Raw genomic sequence first — 16,577 nt, 5'->3', positions numbered from 1 at the left:
TCAGAAATATTCGATTAAAAAGAAGTATGCTTCGCGATTATCTTCGCTAGTGTCACAACCCCTTCTTTCCATTCTTTACTCTCTTCGATGTTCGCTACCGTGAAGCGCAAGCAGTGTTTATATTGATCGTTTGTCCCAAATACTGTGCCAGGTAATATTCCCAATTTGTGCTTCAAACAATCTTGATAAATCGCGTAGCTATCGACAGATTCAGGTAACGTGATCCAGTTTAGAAAAGATCCCTCAGGCTTTGACAGATGGTAGCGGCCAACAAGGTGTTCATAGTTATCAAGCGCTTGTATTAACAGGCTTTGGAATTGCTTTTGATTGACTTGGTAGAGTCGCTTCATCTTAGACAAATGACTTCGATATTTCCCCGTGGTGAGGAAGTGCCCAACCGCTGATTGCATTAAATTGGAGCTGCCCATGTTGTCGCATAGCAGGTATTTTTCGACTTGAGCTTGGTAACGACCTGAGAGCAGCCAGCCAATACGCAAGCGAGAATCTAAGGTCTTGGACAAAGAGTTGACGTAAATGACTCGATCTTGGTCATCAAGCTCTTTGAGGCTGGCAATGGGGATGTCGAATGCCAAGCTACCGAATACATCGTCTTCGATAATCGGTAAAGATCCGGAGATCTCCAGTAATGCCTTTCGGTTAGCCAATGGCATTCGTGAACCCGTTGGATTGGTAAAGTTGGGTGTTAGCAGTAAGGTTTTTACTTCCCATTTGTTCAACGCACTCTGTAGTGATGGAATGTCAATGCCGTGGCTAATACTGCTTGGAATTTCTAGTGCTTGCAAACCAAGCGATTCAAGTAAAAGTAGATTACCGAAGTAACACGGTGACTCGACCGCCACGATGTCTCCCGGTTTGGTTAATGCACGTAAAGCCAGACTGATCGCCTGTTGAGCACCATGTGTAATCGCAATCTCATTCGATCCCGCAGGTACGCCTAGATCATGGGTGATCTTTAACAACTGTTTTACTAATTGCTCGTCGCCGGGAGGCAATTGGTAATAACCGGGAAGCTGAGTTTGCAAACGACTATGGCGACCGATTTCGGCATACAAGCTACGAATAGCGGGGTTGTTGATATTCGGGTGTGCTGAACCTGCCAACAATTTTAGACGGCCTTTTGGGCGAGAAAGAACCGATTTAGTCACTGAAAGCAGATCGACTTTTTGAGGCTGGCTCGGTGCATCACAGATGGTGGTGTTCGGTGCTTTTACGCGATAGCCTGATTTAGGTACAGAATAAACCCAGCCTGTCGCTTCCAATTCTTGATAAGCGCGAATCACGGTGTTTTTGCTCACACCGAGTTGTTCGCTGAGTTGACGAATGGAAGGCAAGCGGTCGTCTGGGTGAAAGATCCCTTTATCGATCTGAGCCTTAATGTGTTGTTCTATAGCGAGATATTTATTACCGCTGAGTTCTGCTTCCACGTTTCCCCCTCGTTGCTCACACTCAACCTGTAACCATTTAAAGTGTTATATCTGTATCTTTATTAGTTATCTGTACCCAACTAAGGTAACAGCATTGATGAAGAGTTGACCAGAGATTTGTAATGCTGATTAAAATGATTCCGTTTGTGTTTGTACTATTGTGGTCGTCAGGCTTTGTTGGCGCACGTCTTGGTGTTGAATACGCAGAACCCGCAACGTTACTTTCACTTAGGATGGTAGCCAACGTGGCGCTATTCTTGGTTTTGATTGCAATCCTTAAGCGTCGTATTCCTCGTGGCCGAGCATTTTTCCACGCTTGTGTGGTAGGTATCTTGATTCATGGTTTTTATCTTGGTGGCACTTATCTCGCGATTGATATGGGTATGCCTGCCGGGTTGAGTTCTCTACTTGTTGGCTTATAACCGATTCTGACGGCATTGATAATGATCAGCTGTACCTCGCAGCGTTTTAACTTCGCACAATGGCTAGGCTTAGCCCTTGGTTTCGCAGGTATTAGCTTAGTGCTGATGGGCAATATTGAGTGGCAGTCAGACGACCAAAAAGGCATGGCAACGTTACTGTGTTTGGTTTCTTTGGTTGGTATCACGGTCGGTACCTTGTATCAGAAGCGCTTTTGTCAGGGTACAGATATGGTCGGTGGCGCGATGGTGCAGTACTTGGCTGCAGCAGCATTGTTCTTACCTTTTGCAATGCGCTACGAAACTATGCAGGTGAACTGGACTATCGAGTTCACGTTGACCCTTGCTTGGCTAGTGATTGTTCTATCGTGCATTGCCATTTTATTACTGCTTTACATGGTAGAGCATGGCGCTTCTTCAAGTGTGGCATCGGTGTTTTACTTGGTTCCACCCATAACAGCCATTCAAGCGTGGCTTATCTTCGGAGAGTCGTTCGACATTTACGGCGCAATAGGCTTCGCGTTGTCAGCGACCGCTGTTTATCTGGTGGTGAAAAAGCCTGAGTTGATTAAGTTCCGTAGACGAACTGCGTTAGAGCGGTAATGTGAATAGCAAAACTAACTCTACTTAAAGTCGCTTGCTAGAAACAAAAAAGAGCCTGAATATTCAGGCTCTTTCTGTATCAATATTGGCTAGCGACTATTGATTAGCGCTGCATTAAACAAGCGTAAGCCGTGGTAAACGGTGCTTCTTGATACTGCTTAAGGCCAGTTTCTTTGAACTTCATCATAAGAGGGTTACGCTTAAGGCTTTCTTTGATTTCATTCGGAGATACAACGGTTACGTCTAGGCCGTCGATCAACTGAATTGCCGCTTCTAGTTTGAAGCCGAAGCCACCGCCAGCAAATTTGCCTTTAGTTTGGCGTTGACGAATTACCACTTTTTCTACTTGGTAATCTTCCATTAACTTTGCAAAAGAAAATTGAAAATCTTTCATATTCTGTGTGTCGTTTGCGTCACTAATCGCAACTTTAGAAACTCGGCAATCAGGAATGTTAAATACACCGTCTGATAGAGATAGAAGACAGATGACTGCATCGTTACCTTTGATTTCAACACCACAAATTTTCATGTTCTTACCTACTTATTTTAGAGCCCTATATTATGGTGTTATTTCGATGACTTCTCCAGTAATAGAACATGTCTAAGGTAAATAAATTCAATATTGTCCACTTTTATTTTTTCAGGTTGACGTCTGGTTAAATACAAATCGCTTGTTCGATGGTCGAGTTCGATATGCGATGAGATTCACAAACTTTATCTGGCTTTTTCAATAATACCGTATATTATTCGCGCGTCCTTATTTTTTGTGTGGTTACTGCACCTTATGAATATCAAAAACCTTTCTATTAAAAGTAAAATTGCGATTCCGCTAATGGTAATCGTAATTGTATTCTCAACGGTTACTGTGCTTAACGTGATTAAATCTAACGCGCAAGCCGCGATTAACCATGAGCTCAATAATGTGGTTCAACCGGTTCTCGACAACCTAGAAGATGGGTACCGAGATATCTATCAAGTCATTGCATCTGCCCAAGGCCTGTTGCTTGCGAAAGATCAAAAGGCAATTGAATATCAACAATTCGAATTCAAAGACAACGCTTACAAAGCCGTTCCACGCTTTGAAAGTGTTCAAACCCTATATACCGCAGGTGTATTAGACTCGTCTTCTCAAGACGAGCTAGCAAAATTGGTTAAGGCGATGAAAAAGTGGGTAGCGCTGCATGAGCCAATGTTTGCGGATCCTGCCAATGCTCTTCAATACAACCTCGATTACTCGCCAGCGTTAGACGCTGAGTTTTCGATTATTCACGATCAACTCGGCTATATTAGAGAGCTGATTGCAGTTAAACAAAAAGAGCTTCGCCAGCAAGCTAATGACTCGATTGAAGAAAGTAAGCTGATCATCGAAGTAGGTATGGCCGTGGCGGTACTTGCGGCTTTGTTTTCGATGTGGTTATCGAACCGTTTTATCGTTCAGCCGATTCAGAGCGTAGAGAAAGCGATGAATGAAATTGCATCGGGTGATGGTAACTTGGCTCAGCGAATGAAAGTTGAAGGTTCTGATGAGATTGCTCGCTTAAGTTCAGCGTTTAACAAGTTTGTTAGTAAGATACATACCACTGTTGAACAAGTGATTCTGACATCAAATGCCGTACGTGCAGAGATGGAAAACATCAAATCAATAACGCAGAATGTGGCTGAGTTCTCTTCGAATCAACAGAAAGAAAGTGAAGTAGTCGCGGCTGCCGTTCATGAAATGCAAGCGACCAGTGAAACGGTAAGTGGTAACGCATTAGATGCGGCAACCGCAAGTAATGTTGCAAATAATGAAGTGGAATCAGCAGACAGCACTTTGGGCCTAACCGTGACTTCCATTGAACGCCTTGCGCATGATATCGAGAATGCAGGCGGTGTGGTTCAGGAATTGGATACTGATGTGAAGAACATTGCTTCTATTCTTGGCGTGATCAAAGGCATTGCAGAGCAAACTAATCTATTGGCATTAAATGCGGCGATTGAAGCAGCACGTGCTGGTGAGCAAGGTCGTGGTTTTGCGGTAGTTGCTGATGAAGTCCGTGCGCTTGCAAGTAAAACTCAAGACAGTACGGGGGAAATCCAGTCAATGATTGAACGCTTAGAAGTAGGCGCTAAACATGCTGTTGGCGTGATGACAGAAAGCAAAGTGAGTGGCGAGAAAACCATTGTTCAAGCCGGTACTGCGGCTTCTTCATTGAGCGAGATTCGTAATTCAATTGGCAAGATGAATGATATGAATACGCAAATCGCAACAGCGGCTTCGCAGCAGTCTCAGGTGTCTGAAGAAGTGAACAAGAATGTTCAACGTATCGCGGAAAGTACGATGAAAATGGTTGAAATGGCAAACAATGCTGAGAATGCGTGCTCCTCACTAGCAGAACAGTGTGAAGCACTTGATAGCCTAGTCTCTCAGTTTGAAGTGTGATACTTGAGACTGAATAGGCAAAAGTGAGTGGCTAATCGTTTCTAGTTTTAACCCTCACTCATCCATAACAGACAGCAATAAGGCCCGTACTCAATGAGTGCGGGCTTTCTTTTTGGGTACGAGTTTTTTTGATAACAGTATTTGTAATACGAGGTCGGTTCGAACTTTGTAGATTCGGTCGGTTGGAGCCTTGTAAATAATGCGATATTAGCTGCAATGAAGGCCTTTGTATGTGCACGGCGCATATTAAGCTAGGTGACACCGATCTATATCTTCAATACACTGTATGGGTAACCATAGTTCAAAATAGGGTAGAGGCATGGCCAATTGGGAAGGGGTAAGTGAGTTTGTTGCAGTGGCAGAGCGCGAAAGCTTTACTGGTGCCGCACAGAAACTCGCTACATCAGTGGCTCAAATCAGTCGTAGAGTGGCAAATCTCGAGGAACGCCTCGCAGTAAAACTACTCAATCGAACGACTCGTAAGGTTTCTTTAACAGAGGCTGGGCAACTCTATTATCAGCAGTGTAAGTTGTTGGTCGAGGGTTTAGAAATTGCTGAGTTAGCCGTCACGCAGATGCAATCCACGCCGAAAGGTTTGCTGAAAGTAACTGCACCTGTGACTTATGGTGAGCGTCAACTCGCCCCGATACTTCATCAGTTCTTAAAGCTCCACCCACAAGTCGAACTTGAGCTGATGTTGACCAATCAAAAGCTCGACCTTATTGATTCGGGTGTCGATGTTGCTATTCGTCTTGGTCGCTTAGAAGATTCGAGTCTTGTGGCAAAGAAGCTGTCTCAACGCCAACTCTACGTGTGCGCCAGCCCTGAATATATTGAACGTTACGGTGAACCGCATACGCTCTCTGAGTTGAGTAATCATCAATGTTTAGTCGGGGGCTTTGAGCATTGGCGTTTTAAAGAAAATGGGCGACCTCGCTCAGTTCGGGTTAATGGACGCATTAAATGTAACAGTGGCTTAGCCTTACAAGACGCAGCGAAACAGAGTATTGGCTTAGTGCAGCTACCAGAATATTACGTGAGTGAAGATCTTGAGTCTGGCGAATTGGTTGAGGTGTTATCTGATTACCGAGACGATAAAGAGGGGATTTGGGCGCTTTACCCACAGAACCGTAATTTGTCTTCAAAGGTTCGCTTGTTAGTCGATTTCTTGTCTGAGCAATTAGACTAGTTCTATCTGGCAAGACACTATGGACAAGAAAATGGGTTTCAGAACAAAGATTCTGAAGCCCATTTTTATTGATGTTCTATAGCTTTTACTTGCTAAGCATTAAGCATTAAACCGTGAAGCGATCAACCAAGTGGTACAATTCGTTTGCTCGGCTGTTTAGGTTTTGGCTACCTGTACGGTTTTGGTTCGCTAGCGATGCCGATTGAGAGCTTTGGTCTGAAATTACAACAATGCGCTGAGAGATCTCTTGGCCAACAATATTTTGCTGTTCAGTCGCCGTCGCAATCAGTGAGTTCATGTCCATGATGGTATCAATCGAATCTTGAATTTTAGCAAGTGCTGCAGCTGCTGCATTTGCTTCTTCTACCGTTTGAGCACTTCTGCTTTGGCTCGAATCCATTGCTTTCACCGCGGCATCTGAAGCGGATTTTAGCTGTTGGATCATTTTGTGAATGTCGCCCGTACTCTCTTGTGTGCGGCTTGCAAGCTTACGAACTTCATCCGCAACTACGGCAAAACCTCGGCCTTGATCACCAGCTCGCGCGGCTTCAATCGCCGCATTTAGTGCTAATAGGTTGGTCTGTTCCGCTATATCTTGAATGACAGTCAGTGAAGATGAAATGTTCTGTACATCTCCTTCAAGGCGAGAGACGACAGTGTTTGCTTCTGATACTTCACTTGCAAGGTCTGCTACGGAACCTGCAGCAGCGTTGACTATTTGCTGAGCTTCTTTTGCATTGTTCTCAGCAAGTTTAGCTGAGTCAGCCGCTTGGCTTGCGTTGCTTGAGATCTCTTGCGCTGTTGTCGTCATCTCGGTCATCGCCGTTGCTACTTGTTCTGTCTCTTCACGTTGACCTGTTGCTATCTCGTCGACCTGAGCTGCGCGAGAAGACATGCTGCTCGTTTCTGATACAACTTGCTGACCAACATCGCTCACGCTACGAATGATGGTCTGTAGGCTAGCAACAAAGGCATTAAAGTTCTCACTAAGTTTGGCGAACTCAGGCGCTTTGAATGTTTCCATTCGAGCCGTTAGGTCGGCCTCACCACTTGCAAAGGCACTGATCGAACGGTCAAATTGCTCGAGTGGTTGCATGATGGTACGGTTCACTGCAACAGCGAAAACCGCTACCACTAAGGCAATCAAACCACAGAAAATTGCAATAGCAGTCAGTGAGCTTTGTAGCGCAGCATTCGAGCTCTCTTTCATGTCACTGATCACGGCGTCAATATCGTCAGTATAAAACCCAGTTCCAAGCATTAAATCCCATTGTGGAATAAAGATTGAGTAGCTGAGTTTTGGTAACGCAATGGATTGACCTGGCTTAGGAAAGTAGTAAGTGGTGAATTCCCCAATTTTTGAGTTCTTAATCAGGTCTTGGATTAGGTAATTGCCTTGTTTGTCTTGAAGGTCGTAGTAATTTTTACCAATGCCATCGGTACCTTGTCCGATGACGATTCTTACACCCTTAGAGCTGTAGCCAAAAATATAACCAGACTCACCATATTCTAGAGTTTTTAATGTGGGTAATGCTTCTTCAAGCGTGGCACCTTTTTCTAAGAAAGGAGTTATCGAAGACTTAGCCATTTGCAGGTACGCTTTGAGTTCCTTTTGTTTCATCGCCATCATATTGCTACGCGTCGATTCTACTTGTTGTGCGGTTAGCTCAGTGCTCTTCATATACGTCACGCTCATCATCCCAATTGCCATTAGCAGCAAAGGGATAAAAGAGAGAATATAAAGGCGGTTTTTGATGGTGAGGGTCATTAGCACTTCCTATGTGATTGTCTCAGGCAATTTTCAACACATTATTAATGTGGTTTCAAAATGTAAATGGACTTGTTGTTGAATTGTTATCCTAAAATCTTTTTGTTTTATAAATATGATGACGGTTAGGTTTTGAAGTGATAAGTGGTGCAACTAAGCGCTTAGTTGTAAAAAGAGCCGTTCGTTTCGATGCTTTTGAATTTGGCGCTGCTTTGGTAGAATGCGACGCTTTGTAGCACCCTGCTATGTCTATTCGTTAAGTGAGAAAGATTCATGAACAAGAGCCATGTGACTATTGGTTTAACTAACCCAAAGAGCCCGACAAACGTTGGCGCGGTTATGCGTGCGGCGGGTTGCTACCAAGTCGACGAAGTTAAATACACAGGGCAACGCTACGACAAGGCTGCAAAATTTCACACTGATACCAAGAGTGCAACGCGCACTATCCCGCTTACTGGTGTCGAGTCGTTTTTAGATAACCTTAATTCAGAAACTAAGATCGTATGTGTGGAGTTGGCTGAAGGTGCAACACCACTGCCACGTTTTAAACACCCAGAGAACGCTATCTATATCTTTGGCCCTGAAGATGGTTCTATTTCTCAAGATGTCGCTGACCGAGCTGACCATGTTGTTTATGTACCAACGGTAGGTTGCATGAATCTAGCAGCAACAGTGAATGTGTTACTTTATGATCGCCTTGCTAAGTCAGATGAAATGGACGAGAGCAACGAGCTGATCAAGAAAAGCCGCGATAACCGTAATCACCTGCAAGTGAATCAGGGGTAGATATCGTTCTAATCGTGTATGGTCTCTTAATATCCAATGCAGATTAAAGAAAACCCCTTATTCGTAGGAATAAGGGGTTTTTACTTGGTTGATCTCGGATCTTAGGTTTGGCTATTCAGCACATTTTGAAGCCATAATTTTTAATGGTTGCCCCGCATCATCGAATTGTAAGCTCCATACATACTGCCCAGCATTCCGAATAGTGATAGCGGTATCTTGTCCGTAACCACCTTTAATTAATGAGTTAAGCTGTCCTAACTTTAGGTTAAGCCCATCCGCTGTAAACTGTGGTGACCAAGCCTTGGATGCATATTGCATGCGATAACTGCCCGGTTTTTCAGTGGTGACGACTTGATAAGTGTTGTCACCTTTATATTCAAACTCTCGTAGATCGACATGTTTCCAACCTGAATCAGCAAAATTGCCAACCACATAAAGCGGGCTCGAAATAGGGCCTTCAGCTTTTATTGTTGGATTGTCACATTGAGCCATGAAGCCTTGTCCAACTTCATTTCCTGTCGCTAGTATCGCCGCAATTGGCCCTTTTTCACTTGGCTGTGTTATCGACAAGAAACGAGCTTCAAATGGACTTAGAATGATAGAGTAGTGGCCATCAATAGCTGAGATCGATTGCTTGGATTCAATATCCGTCAGATCAGCTATGGAGCCGACTTTTTCTTTGGTTAGTTTTATGGTTTGTTCTTTGTTGGTAACGTTCACTGCGTAGACAACAGCATCGCCTTCATAGGCTTTGTGATCGACATACGCGACATCATTGGCCATCAGGTTTGTACGTTTACCTTGTGATAGAGCGGGGTGCGCTTCTCTCAGTTTCATCAAGTTTGTCACGTATTGCTTTAAGTCTTTTTCGTGCGCATTGAGTTGGGCTGTGACACCTTCTACTTTACCGCTAGTACGGGCTACGTGGTCATCGCACAAGCCATTAATAGCGCAGTCATCAGTCCATACTTTGTCTGCAAAACCTTCTAGTTGATCGCCAATCTCGTCCCCATAGTAGGTCGTAATTGGGCCGGTATAAGCCGCTTGGAATGAAAATGCCGCTTTATAGCGCTGCCAATACTCTTTGTCTTGTGGAGAAGCGATATCACCGCGCTGTAATAAGTCACCAAAGCGCACAAGGTCATGGTTACCGATCATTAAATTTGGCTTCGCGTGGTCTGGGTATAACGAATGTAAAGACATGCCTTCTGCAAGCCACTCTCCACCTTTGTTCCCCACGCCAGCTTCGTTTACAGCAAATGTTTCCGTCAGGCGGTAGCGCATCGGGAAATCAAACGCAGAACATAAGGCCGGTGCTTCATTTGAACCGTAGCCTGTTTCAATAATGCGGTTCTCACCTGCCCAAATTTCCGCGACCATATAACCCAGAGGGTTCACGGTTTTACCTTCGCTGTTTACGTATTCGACTTGAGAAGAAGCGGTGTCTACCGTTTCTCTGATTTGACTCCAAGCTTCTTTTGGCACTTGATAAGCTTGATCTAAGCGCCAACCATCAATTTTGAGCTCTTTGATCCAATACTCGGCAACTTCTTGATAGAAGGCTAGGCTCTCAGGGTATGAGACTGGATTATCCTCTCCTTGGGGCAGCTTACCTGTTGGTGACGGCACTACGTTTTTTTTGTGGTGGCCAAATACGCCATCAAAGAAGACATAAAGCCCACGAGCATGCGCTTCTTCAACTAAGGTTTTAGCTTCTTCCATCGTTCCGAATCTCGGATCGATATTGAAATAATCGGTGGCAAAATAACCGGTTGCATCCAGTCTATCGGCCCAATGGTCTTGGTTTTCGATAGGCTCTGAATTAAAGATTGGGGTTAGCCAAATACCGTTCATGCCAAGAGATTCAATGTAATCAAGTGAGTCGATAATACCTTGGATATCTCCGTTATGGTGACTGGTTCCATAGCCTGTCCCATGACCAATTGAGTCATCGCCACTGACAAAGCTTTCGACCATCACTTGATAGATCCTCAAGTCATTCACGTCGGCATTGGTATTGGTTTGGCATTGGTATGCTGTTGGTTCTTGAACTGATTCAGGTGCAGATTGGCAACCTGCAAGTAGGATGGCGGTAACGGCCAACGCGGTATTGGATAGAGAAAGTTTCACGTTAAGGTCCTTATTATTATGATTTAACTTATTATTCACCATCCTGATATTCTATAAATCCTCCATTAATTAGTGGCAATAGGAGTAGACGGTAGGCTGAGAGACTGAGGTCACAATATGTGGCTAATTTCTTATACATATTATGATGAAGTGCTGATTTTTGAGTCGGAATGAGATTTGTACAGGAAGATATTTTTATGCGGTATGTAAACAGCCTTGTTGAGAATAAGTCATTCTCTGTTTCTAATGTTATCTATCCCGTAAGCAATCGGATATTATCTTAAGCTCATCATTAGATAATTGAAGGGTTAGATAACACCATGGAAGATAAGCAATTACTTGCCGCGTTGCAGCAACATCCTGTCCTCGATCTGTATCAGTTATTCCAAGAAGTTGGTCAAAATCGCTCTCTGTATACTCTATTAGAGAGGTTATCTTCCCTTAAAGAACACCACCAACTGAGTACTCGTCTTAGCCCTTTTAAACCACACATCGAAGGGTTACTGGCTCAATTTGATGGCACTACGCCGGATAGTGATATCCTCAAGGCAGTTGCTCTTCAGTCTGAGATTCAACAACGAGGCCACAGCATGAGCCGTTACATCATGACATCAGATAACCATCGCCATTTTTCCCCAAATGCAGACTTAGTGATGTTTGGTGACTCGATCACCGAATGGGCACCTTGGGCGGATATTTTTCGGAATGTTTCGATGGTCAATCGCGGTCTCGCGGGTGATACCACAACAGGCATGTTGCGTCGTATTGATACCACGTTGAATGTGAATCCAAAACTAGTGTGTTTTATGGCAGGGATAAACGATTTAGCGCAAGGTTATGATGTCGACCATATCTACCAGAACTACATTGATATGCTTAAGGTGTGGCAAGAAAATGATATTCAGATTTTGGTGCAATCTACTCTTTATGTGGGCTCCAAACTGCAAGGTTTGAATCCGTCGGTTGAACTGCTCAATAGCAAGATAAGCGAGTACTGTTCTCAGCAAGGCATTGCGTTCTTAGATGTGAATTCAGTATTGTCACCTAATAAGCTTTTGTCGAATGAGTACTCGTGTGATGATCTGCATTTGAATGCTAAAGCTTACCAAACTTGGGCTCAGGTGCTTCAACCTACGATAGCTGATCTACTAAAGTAGAGTTACGCAAACAAATAGATAAATAAGCAGCGAGTTAAACAGCTAGACCGATAAAGAGCTTAGCTAATACAAGAAAAGCCAACCCCTAGATTTGTTTCGCGAACCATAAGGACATCAATGTGAACCTAAGACAGTTGGAAGTCTTCTACGCCATTATGCAGAACGGAACCGTATCTGGAGCCGCGCGCAGCTTGCATGTGTCGCAACCTAATGTGACTCGTATTCTGGCGCATACCGAGCAACAACTCGGGTTTGGATTGTTCGAGCGTGTCAAAGGGCGATTAGTGCCAACGGTAGAGGCCAAAACCTTGTTGCCCGAAGCTGAAAAAGTGTATCAGCAACTGGGTCAATTTCGATCTCTGACCAACAAAGTGAAGCAAGGACATCAGCATTTACGTATTGGTGCGCCGCCGATACTAGCGACCAAATTGCTGACTCCGGTCATAGCTCAAATGTCTCGTGAACAATATTCCAGTAAACAAGAGTTCTCTTTTGAGTTGCTTACTGCTAATCGCGACGAACTTTGTGCTGGGCTATTAAAGCATGAGCTTGATATTGCTATCGCGTTTGGGGACGAAACACCGCCTGCCATATTAAGTGAAACGCTATTAACCGAATCACTCAAGGTTCTGGTTCCCTCCAATACGGCTGAACACTTGCCCGCAGAATTAACTCTTGATGGCCTGATTAACTATCCTTTGCCAATCATCGGGCTTGATAGCCGCGATCCATTAGGCCTCCTGTTACATCAAAGCCTTATTGCGCGAGATGAGCATTATCACCATCCGATATCTGTGCGTGGATATAGCGCGGCGGCGGAACTGGTCAAGCACCAAGCGGGGTTTGCGATTGTTGACCCGTGGACTGCAGAGCAGTATCAAAATGACGATTCAGTTTGCGTGTTGCCGCTAAAGCCAGCAATTCCATTCTCGGTATCGACTTTGTGCGCAGAGCACACCCCTCAGTCGATTTCTGTTAAGCAATTTATCGCTTCATTAAAGATCCATACTCACCCTATAACTTAATGTTATAGGCTCGCCATAAATAGGCATTCGGCAGCTTCTAAGTTCTTAATTAAAGTAAACCATACAAGGATTCATTAATTAGGAACGCTCATGTCTATCGCTCAACCTTACCTTCTTTTTCTTGGGGATGTTACCGACCCGCTTGCCGCAAAAACAGCTCGTGGTATTTACCAATGGCGACCAGAAATCTGCCTAGGCCAACTGCGCTTAACAGGCGATACGGTTTCTCTTGGCTTAACGGACATGACCTTGCAAGAGGCGCAAGCGCTAGGCGCGAAAACCCTAGTGATTGGCACGGCAAACCCTGGTGGTGTTATTCCTGCCTCTTGGCAGCCAACCATAATGGCAGCTGCAGAAATGGGATTTGAGATTGCATCTGGCATGCACCAGCGCTTGAGTGAATTTTCACCGCTTGCTGACATGCAGCAACAAGGATTGACTAAGCTTCATGATGTACGACACTTTGATGGAGCTCTCAAGGTTGGTAACGGAAAGCCTCGTCAAGGTAAGCGCCTGCTTACTGTCGGAACAGATTGTTCAGTAGGAAAAATGTTCTCGGCGTTGGCGATTGAAAAATCGCTTAAACAAGCGGGAACGTCAGCTCAGTTTAAAGCGACGGGGCAGACAGGTATCTTGATTGACGGTTGCGGGATTTCAATTGATGCTGTGGTCGCGGATTTCATTTCCGGCGCGGTTGAAGCGATTAGCCCCGATTTTACTGACCACGATTGGGACATCATTGAAGGCCAAGGTTCGTTGTTCAATCCGTCTTTTGCAGGCGTGAGTTTAGGGTTATTGCATGGCGCACAAGCCGATGCTTTGGTGTTGTGCCATGAAGTCGGGCGACCACATATTCGTAACCTTCCTCACGCTCAATTGCCAAGCATAGAACAGACGATTGAAGCCAACTTACAAGCGGCACGATTGACTAACCCAGATGTGAAATTGGTTGGCATCTGCTTGAACACGTCGGCAATTAGCATTGAAGACGCTGAGACATTATGCCAAGAATGGACCACACTCTATCAAGTGCTCGTGACGGATCCAGTGCGTTTTGGTGTACAACACATTACTGATCATTTGCGACATTCACTTTAACGATTTCATCATTTCTACGTTTCCATTTGTTAAAGCGAACATCAACCGAGTGAAATTATGAAGATTACAGCAGAACCCATTACTATCGCGATGCAGACGCCTTTTCGCATCTCTCGTGGTAGTCGAACTGAGTGTCACGTTGTTCGTGTTTACATTGAACATAATGGCAAACAAGCTCAGGGAGAGTGCACACCTTACCCAAGGTATGGCGAATCATCGGAGTCTGTATTAGCGCAAATCCAACAAGCGTCTAGCGCACTTGAAGGTATGTTTGAGCGAGGCGTTACCGATCCGGCAGAGCTAAGAGATCATCTTCAGTCTTTATTGACTGGAGGGGCAGCGCGAAATGCGGTCGATTGTGCGCTTTGGGATTTCGAAGCGCAGCAGAACGGCCAGATGTTTCCAAATAGCTTGTTTGGGTTACCTGCTCAAATTGTGACTGCAATGACAGTCTCCATCGGCACACCAGAAGCGATGGCGACCCAAGCACGAGATTATTTGGCGAATGGCGCGAAGCTCCTAAAAGTGAAGCTTGATGGCGAGCAGGTAGTAGAGCGTGTTTGCGCTGTGCGAGAAGCGGCACCCGATGTTCAGATTGTACTGGATGCTAATGAAGCGTGGACAGGGTTGAATCTCGAAGAGTTGTTCAATCAACTTACTGAGTTTGATATCGCGATGATCGAACAACCTCTTCCACAGCAGCATGATGCGTCACTGGCACACATCAAGCACCCGATACCACTGTGTGCTGATGAAAGCTGTCATACCACTTCGCAACTTTCATCTTTGTTAGGTAAGTATGAAATGGTCAACATCAAGCTCGATAAAACGGGCGGTTTGACCGAAGCCTTGGTACTTGCTGAGGAAGCTCAAAGGCTCGGTTTTACTCTGATGTCTGGCTGTATGCTTGGCACCTCATTGGCGATGCGAGCAGCGCTGCCTATTGCGGTTCAATCTAAAATAGTCGACCTTGATGGCCCTGTATTACTTGGCCAAGATGTTTCGCCAGCACTGACTTATCAAGATGGGATGATCATTCTTTAAGGTGGCTTAGCGTTCAGTATGGTGATAAAGGTTATAGGTAGGCACGCGAACTTTTGGACATAAATGAGCTTCAGGAATTCTAATATTAGTGATTCATGCATAACTTTTTATAATGTAAGTTTGCCAATTAATACGCCTTTGTACAGTGCGCACTTTATCTCATTATGTTTAATAGTACACATATTATATAATTGATATAACCCGTTGTATTTATAGGGTTTATCATTAAAGTGTTGCGAAATGAGTAAGAATTACATTTTTCGAGAGTTAGAGTGCCAAATGACCAAGGAAGAGGTCGCCGAACTGTGTTTTAAATCTGTTAGAACCGTCACAGGTTGGGATAAGGGAAACCCCATTCCCCCCGAATGCAAAGGCTTATGATAATGGCAAAAGGTCTGGAATTCAGTGTCTGTGAAGAGTGGGAGCAGTTCAAAATGTTGTACGACAAGATGGAACTACCAACAGGTCAAGTGGTGAGACCGCAACAAATTTTAGCAGGGATTGCACTACTAGAGATACAGTCAGAAATTGAAATCAAAACTTCTACGTATTTGATTAGAGTCGCAAGGGTTCTCACAAAAATGAAAGGATAGAAATAGGCTCCATATGGAGCCTATTTTTTTTCAAAATCACGAATTAAATTAAGAAAAATAAGTCATTAAATTTGCAATGATAGGAGTTCCTACAGTAACAATACCAGAAGTAATGTTAAGCCATTTGATTAAACCCGATTGAGAGATTTTATCTACTACAGTTAGACGATCTTCAGTTGTATGGCTGCGTACAATTTTCGCTACTTCAAGTAATAATTCTTGAGGAGTATTTTCTGGCAACCCTAAATTTGATAGGTGCGCGTCCGGAATGTAGAAATCGAAGCCAATTTTAATATCTTCAAAATCACAATTGTCCACATCAACCATCATTTGTTCTGGTGCCCTAACAACGGTACCTACACCTTTAAACGTGCTATTTTTCAAATTAAGTGGCATTGCTATTTCCTCATTAGCGTAACAATTTACTTTAATCCCCATATTACAATCTGTGACTGCAAGGCCATCCATATCGACAGAGGAAGCTGAATCCATTTCTACGGCTGTACCACAGTTTATTATTTTACAGTTTTTCATGATAACCGTACTGTTTCGCGAAACTATCCCTTTTGATTGTGAGCCTCTTTGTAATTGCGATTCAACAAACTGATTTACTCCGACCTTATTTGAATAGTGAGTCAGGATGTTAGATAAACAGCCAGGAGCAGGGCGTATCTTTGTCAAATAGTAGAGCTCTAAATAGCATCGAACAGCGTAACAAATAGGTGTAATTTCCATCGTTTTTCTTTCTCAATGATCCTACCTTTAGAATGCCATTCAACCCAATTGTTAGCAATAAATAGCTCAATGTAATCATATAGATTTAGCTCATAATTCAAATTGACCTATTACATGTAGTCCGTTAATTAGGTTAATCGATAGCTAATAGTTAGGTCGAATT

General features: G+C 44.0%; 12 protein-coding genes and 2 pseudogenes. 9 read left to right on the top strand and 5 right to left on the bottom strand.

The features are described 5' to 3' along the window. Positions 1-14 precede the first annotated feature (14 nt). Complete coding sequence (locus Q5H80_RS20070; RefSeq protein ID WP_304569896.1) at positions 15-1,445, bottom strand: PLP-dependent aminotransferase family protein; 1,431 nt, start codon at positions 1,443-1,445, stop codon at positions 15-17. Between the two features lie 122 nt (positions 1,446-1,567). Here Q5H80_RS20070 and Q5H80_RS20065 point away from each other — a divergent pair. Beyond that, positions 1,568-2,467, top strand: a pseudogene (locus tag Q5H80_RS20065) (DMT family transporter). Positions 2,468-2,570: 103 nt separating this feature from the next. Here the strand turns inward: Q5H80_RS20065 and Q5H80_RS20060 are convergent. Then, complete coding sequence (locus tag Q5H80_RS20060; RefSeq protein ID WP_009846243.1) at positions 2,571-2,996, bottom strand: DUF3010 family protein; 426 nt, start codon at positions 2,994-2,996, stop codon at positions 2,571-2,573. Between the two features lie 255 nt (positions 2,997-3,251). Between Q5H80_RS20060 and Q5H80_RS20055 the strand changes: the two genes are divergently transcribed. Both Q5H80_RS20055 and Q5H80_RS20050 read left to right on the top strand, forming a co-directional pair. Continuing rightward, positions 3,252-4,889 carry a methyl-accepting chemotaxis protein gene (locus Q5H80_RS20055; protein ID WP_304569895.1) on the top strand — a complete coding sequence of 546 codons (1,638 nt, stop codon included), beginning with the start codon at positions 3,252-3,254 and terminating at the stop codon, positions 4,887-4,889. Positions 4,890-5,208: 319 nt separating this feature from the next. Continuing rightward, a complete protein-coding gene (locus Q5H80_RS20050) occupies positions 5,209-6,078 on the top strand; it encodes a LysR family transcriptional regulator (RefSeq protein ID WP_009846245.1) in 870 nt (289 codons plus the stop codon). A gap of 106 nt (positions 6,079-6,184) precedes the next feature. On the opposite strand, the gene Q5H80_RS20045 is transcribed toward Q5H80_RS20050, so the two are convergent. After that, complete coding sequence (locus Q5H80_RS20045) at positions 6,185-7,846, bottom strand: methyl-accepting chemotaxis protein (RefSeq protein WP_086051326.1); 1,662 nt, start codon at positions 7,844-7,846, stop codon at positions 6,185-6,187. Between the two features lie 273 nt (positions 7,847-8,119). On the opposite strand from Q5H80_RS20045, the gene Q5H80_RS20040 reads away from it, so the two are divergent. Then, complete coding sequence (locus tag Q5H80_RS20040) at positions 8,120-8,632, top strand: RNA methyltransferase (RefSeq protein WP_304569894.1); 513 nt, start codon at positions 8,120-8,122, stop codon at positions 8,630-8,632. 111 nt (positions 8,633-8,743) lie between these two features. On the opposite strand, the gene Q5H80_RS20035 is transcribed toward Q5H80_RS20040, so the two are convergent. Next, the gene (locus tag Q5H80_RS20035) at positions 8,744-10,804 is read right to left on the bottom strand and encodes an alpha-amylase family glycosyl hydrolase (protein WP_304569893.1); all 2,061 of its coding nucleotides are present in this window, start codon (positions 10,802-10,804) and stop codon (positions 8,744-8,746) included. A 278-nt stretch (positions 10,805-11,082) separates the two neighbouring features. Between Q5H80_RS20035 and Q5H80_RS20030 the strand changes: the two genes are divergently transcribed. From Q5H80_RS20030 to Q5H80_RS20010, 5 genes and pseudogenes are all read left to right on the top strand, one after another. Next, a complete protein-coding gene (locus Q5H80_RS20030; RefSeq protein ID WP_304569892.1) occupies positions 11,083-11,919 on the top strand; it encodes an SGNH/GDSL hydrolase family protein in 837 nt (278 codons plus the stop codon). A gap of 119 nt (positions 11,920-12,038) precedes the next feature. Further along, positions 12,039-12,944: a LysR family transcriptional regulator gene (locus tag Q5H80_RS20025; RefSeq protein WP_304569891.1), complete on the top strand. Its 906-nt coding sequence runs from the start codon at positions 12,039-12,041 to the stop codon at positions 12,942-12,944. Between the two features lie 90 nt (positions 12,945-13,034). Beyond that, positions 13,035-14,042 carry an N-acetyltransferase DgcN gene (gene dgcN / locus Q5H80_RS20020; protein ID WP_304569890.1) on the top strand — a complete coding sequence of 336 codons (1,008 nt, stop codon included), beginning with the start codon at positions 13,035-13,037 and terminating at the stop codon, positions 14,040-14,042. A 57-nt stretch (positions 14,043-14,099) separates the two neighbouring features. Beyond that, complete coding sequence (gene dgcA / locus Q5H80_RS20015; RefSeq protein ID WP_304569889.1) at positions 14,100-15,086, top strand: N-acetyl-D-Glu racemase DgcA; 987 nt, start codon at positions 14,100-14,102, stop codon at positions 15,084-15,086. Between the two features lie 279 nt (positions 15,087-15,365). Continuing rightward, positions 15,366-15,679: pseudogene (locus tag Q5H80_RS20010) on the top strand (regulator). Positions 15,680-15,727: 48 nt separating this feature from the next. Here Q5H80_RS20010 and Q5H80_RS20005 read toward each other — a convergent pair. Beyond that, a complete protein-coding gene (locus Q5H80_RS20005; protein ID WP_135442498.1) occupies positions 15,728-16,414 on the bottom strand; it encodes a hypothetical protein in 687 nt (228 codons plus the stop codon). Between the last annotated feature and the right edge of the window lie 163 nt (positions 16,415-16,577).

It is taken from the genome of Vibrio sp. SNU_ST1 (genome assembly GCF_030563405.1).
In the GTDB taxonomy this organism is placed as follows: Bacteria; Pseudomonadota; Gammaproteobacteria; order Enterobacterales; family Vibrionaceae; genus Vibrio.
This window is presented reverse-complemented; position numbering and strand designations above follow the sequence as displayed.

Bases quoted from the DNA above. Each gene is read 5' to 3' on its own strand.
- Q5H80_RS20060 (WP_009846243.1), bottom strand. From the start codon at position 2,996: ATGAAAATTTGTGGTGTTGAAATCAAAGGTAACGATGCAGTCATCTGT.
- Q5H80_RS20055 (WP_304569895.1), top strand. From the start codon at position 3,252: ATGAATATCAAAAACCTTTCTATTAAAAGTAAAATTGCGATTCCGCTA.
- Q5H80_RS20050 (WP_009846245.1), top strand. From the start codon at position 5,209: ATGGCCAATTGGGAAGGGGTAAGTGAGTTTGTTGCAGTGGCAGAGCGC.
- Q5H80_RS20045 (WP_086051326.1), bottom strand. From the start codon at position 7,846: ATGACCCTCACCATCAAAAACCGCCTTTATATTCTCTCTTTTATCCCT.
- Q5H80_RS20040 (WP_304569894.1), top strand. From the start codon at position 8,120: ATGAACAAGAGCCATGTGACTATTGGTTTAACTAACCCAAAGAGCCCG.
- Q5H80_RS20035 (WP_304569893.1), bottom strand. From the start codon at position 10,804: ATGGTGAATAATAAGTTAAATCATAATAATAAGGACCTTAACGTGAAA.
- Q5H80_RS20030 (WP_304569892.1), top strand. From the start codon at position 11,083: ATGGAAGATAAGCAATTACTTGCCGCGTTGCAGCAACATCCTGTCCTC.
- dgcN (WP_304569890.1), top strand. From the start codon at position 13,035: ATGTCTATCGCTCAACCTTACCTTCTTTTTCTTGGGGATGTTACCGAC.
- dgcA (WP_304569889.1), top strand. From the start codon at position 14,100: ATGAAGATTACAGCAGAACCCATTACTATCGCGATGCAGACGCCTTTT.
- Q5H80_RS20005 (WP_135442498.1), bottom strand. From the start codon at position 16,414: ATGGAAATTACACCTATTTGTTACGCTGTTCGATGCTATTTAGAGCTC.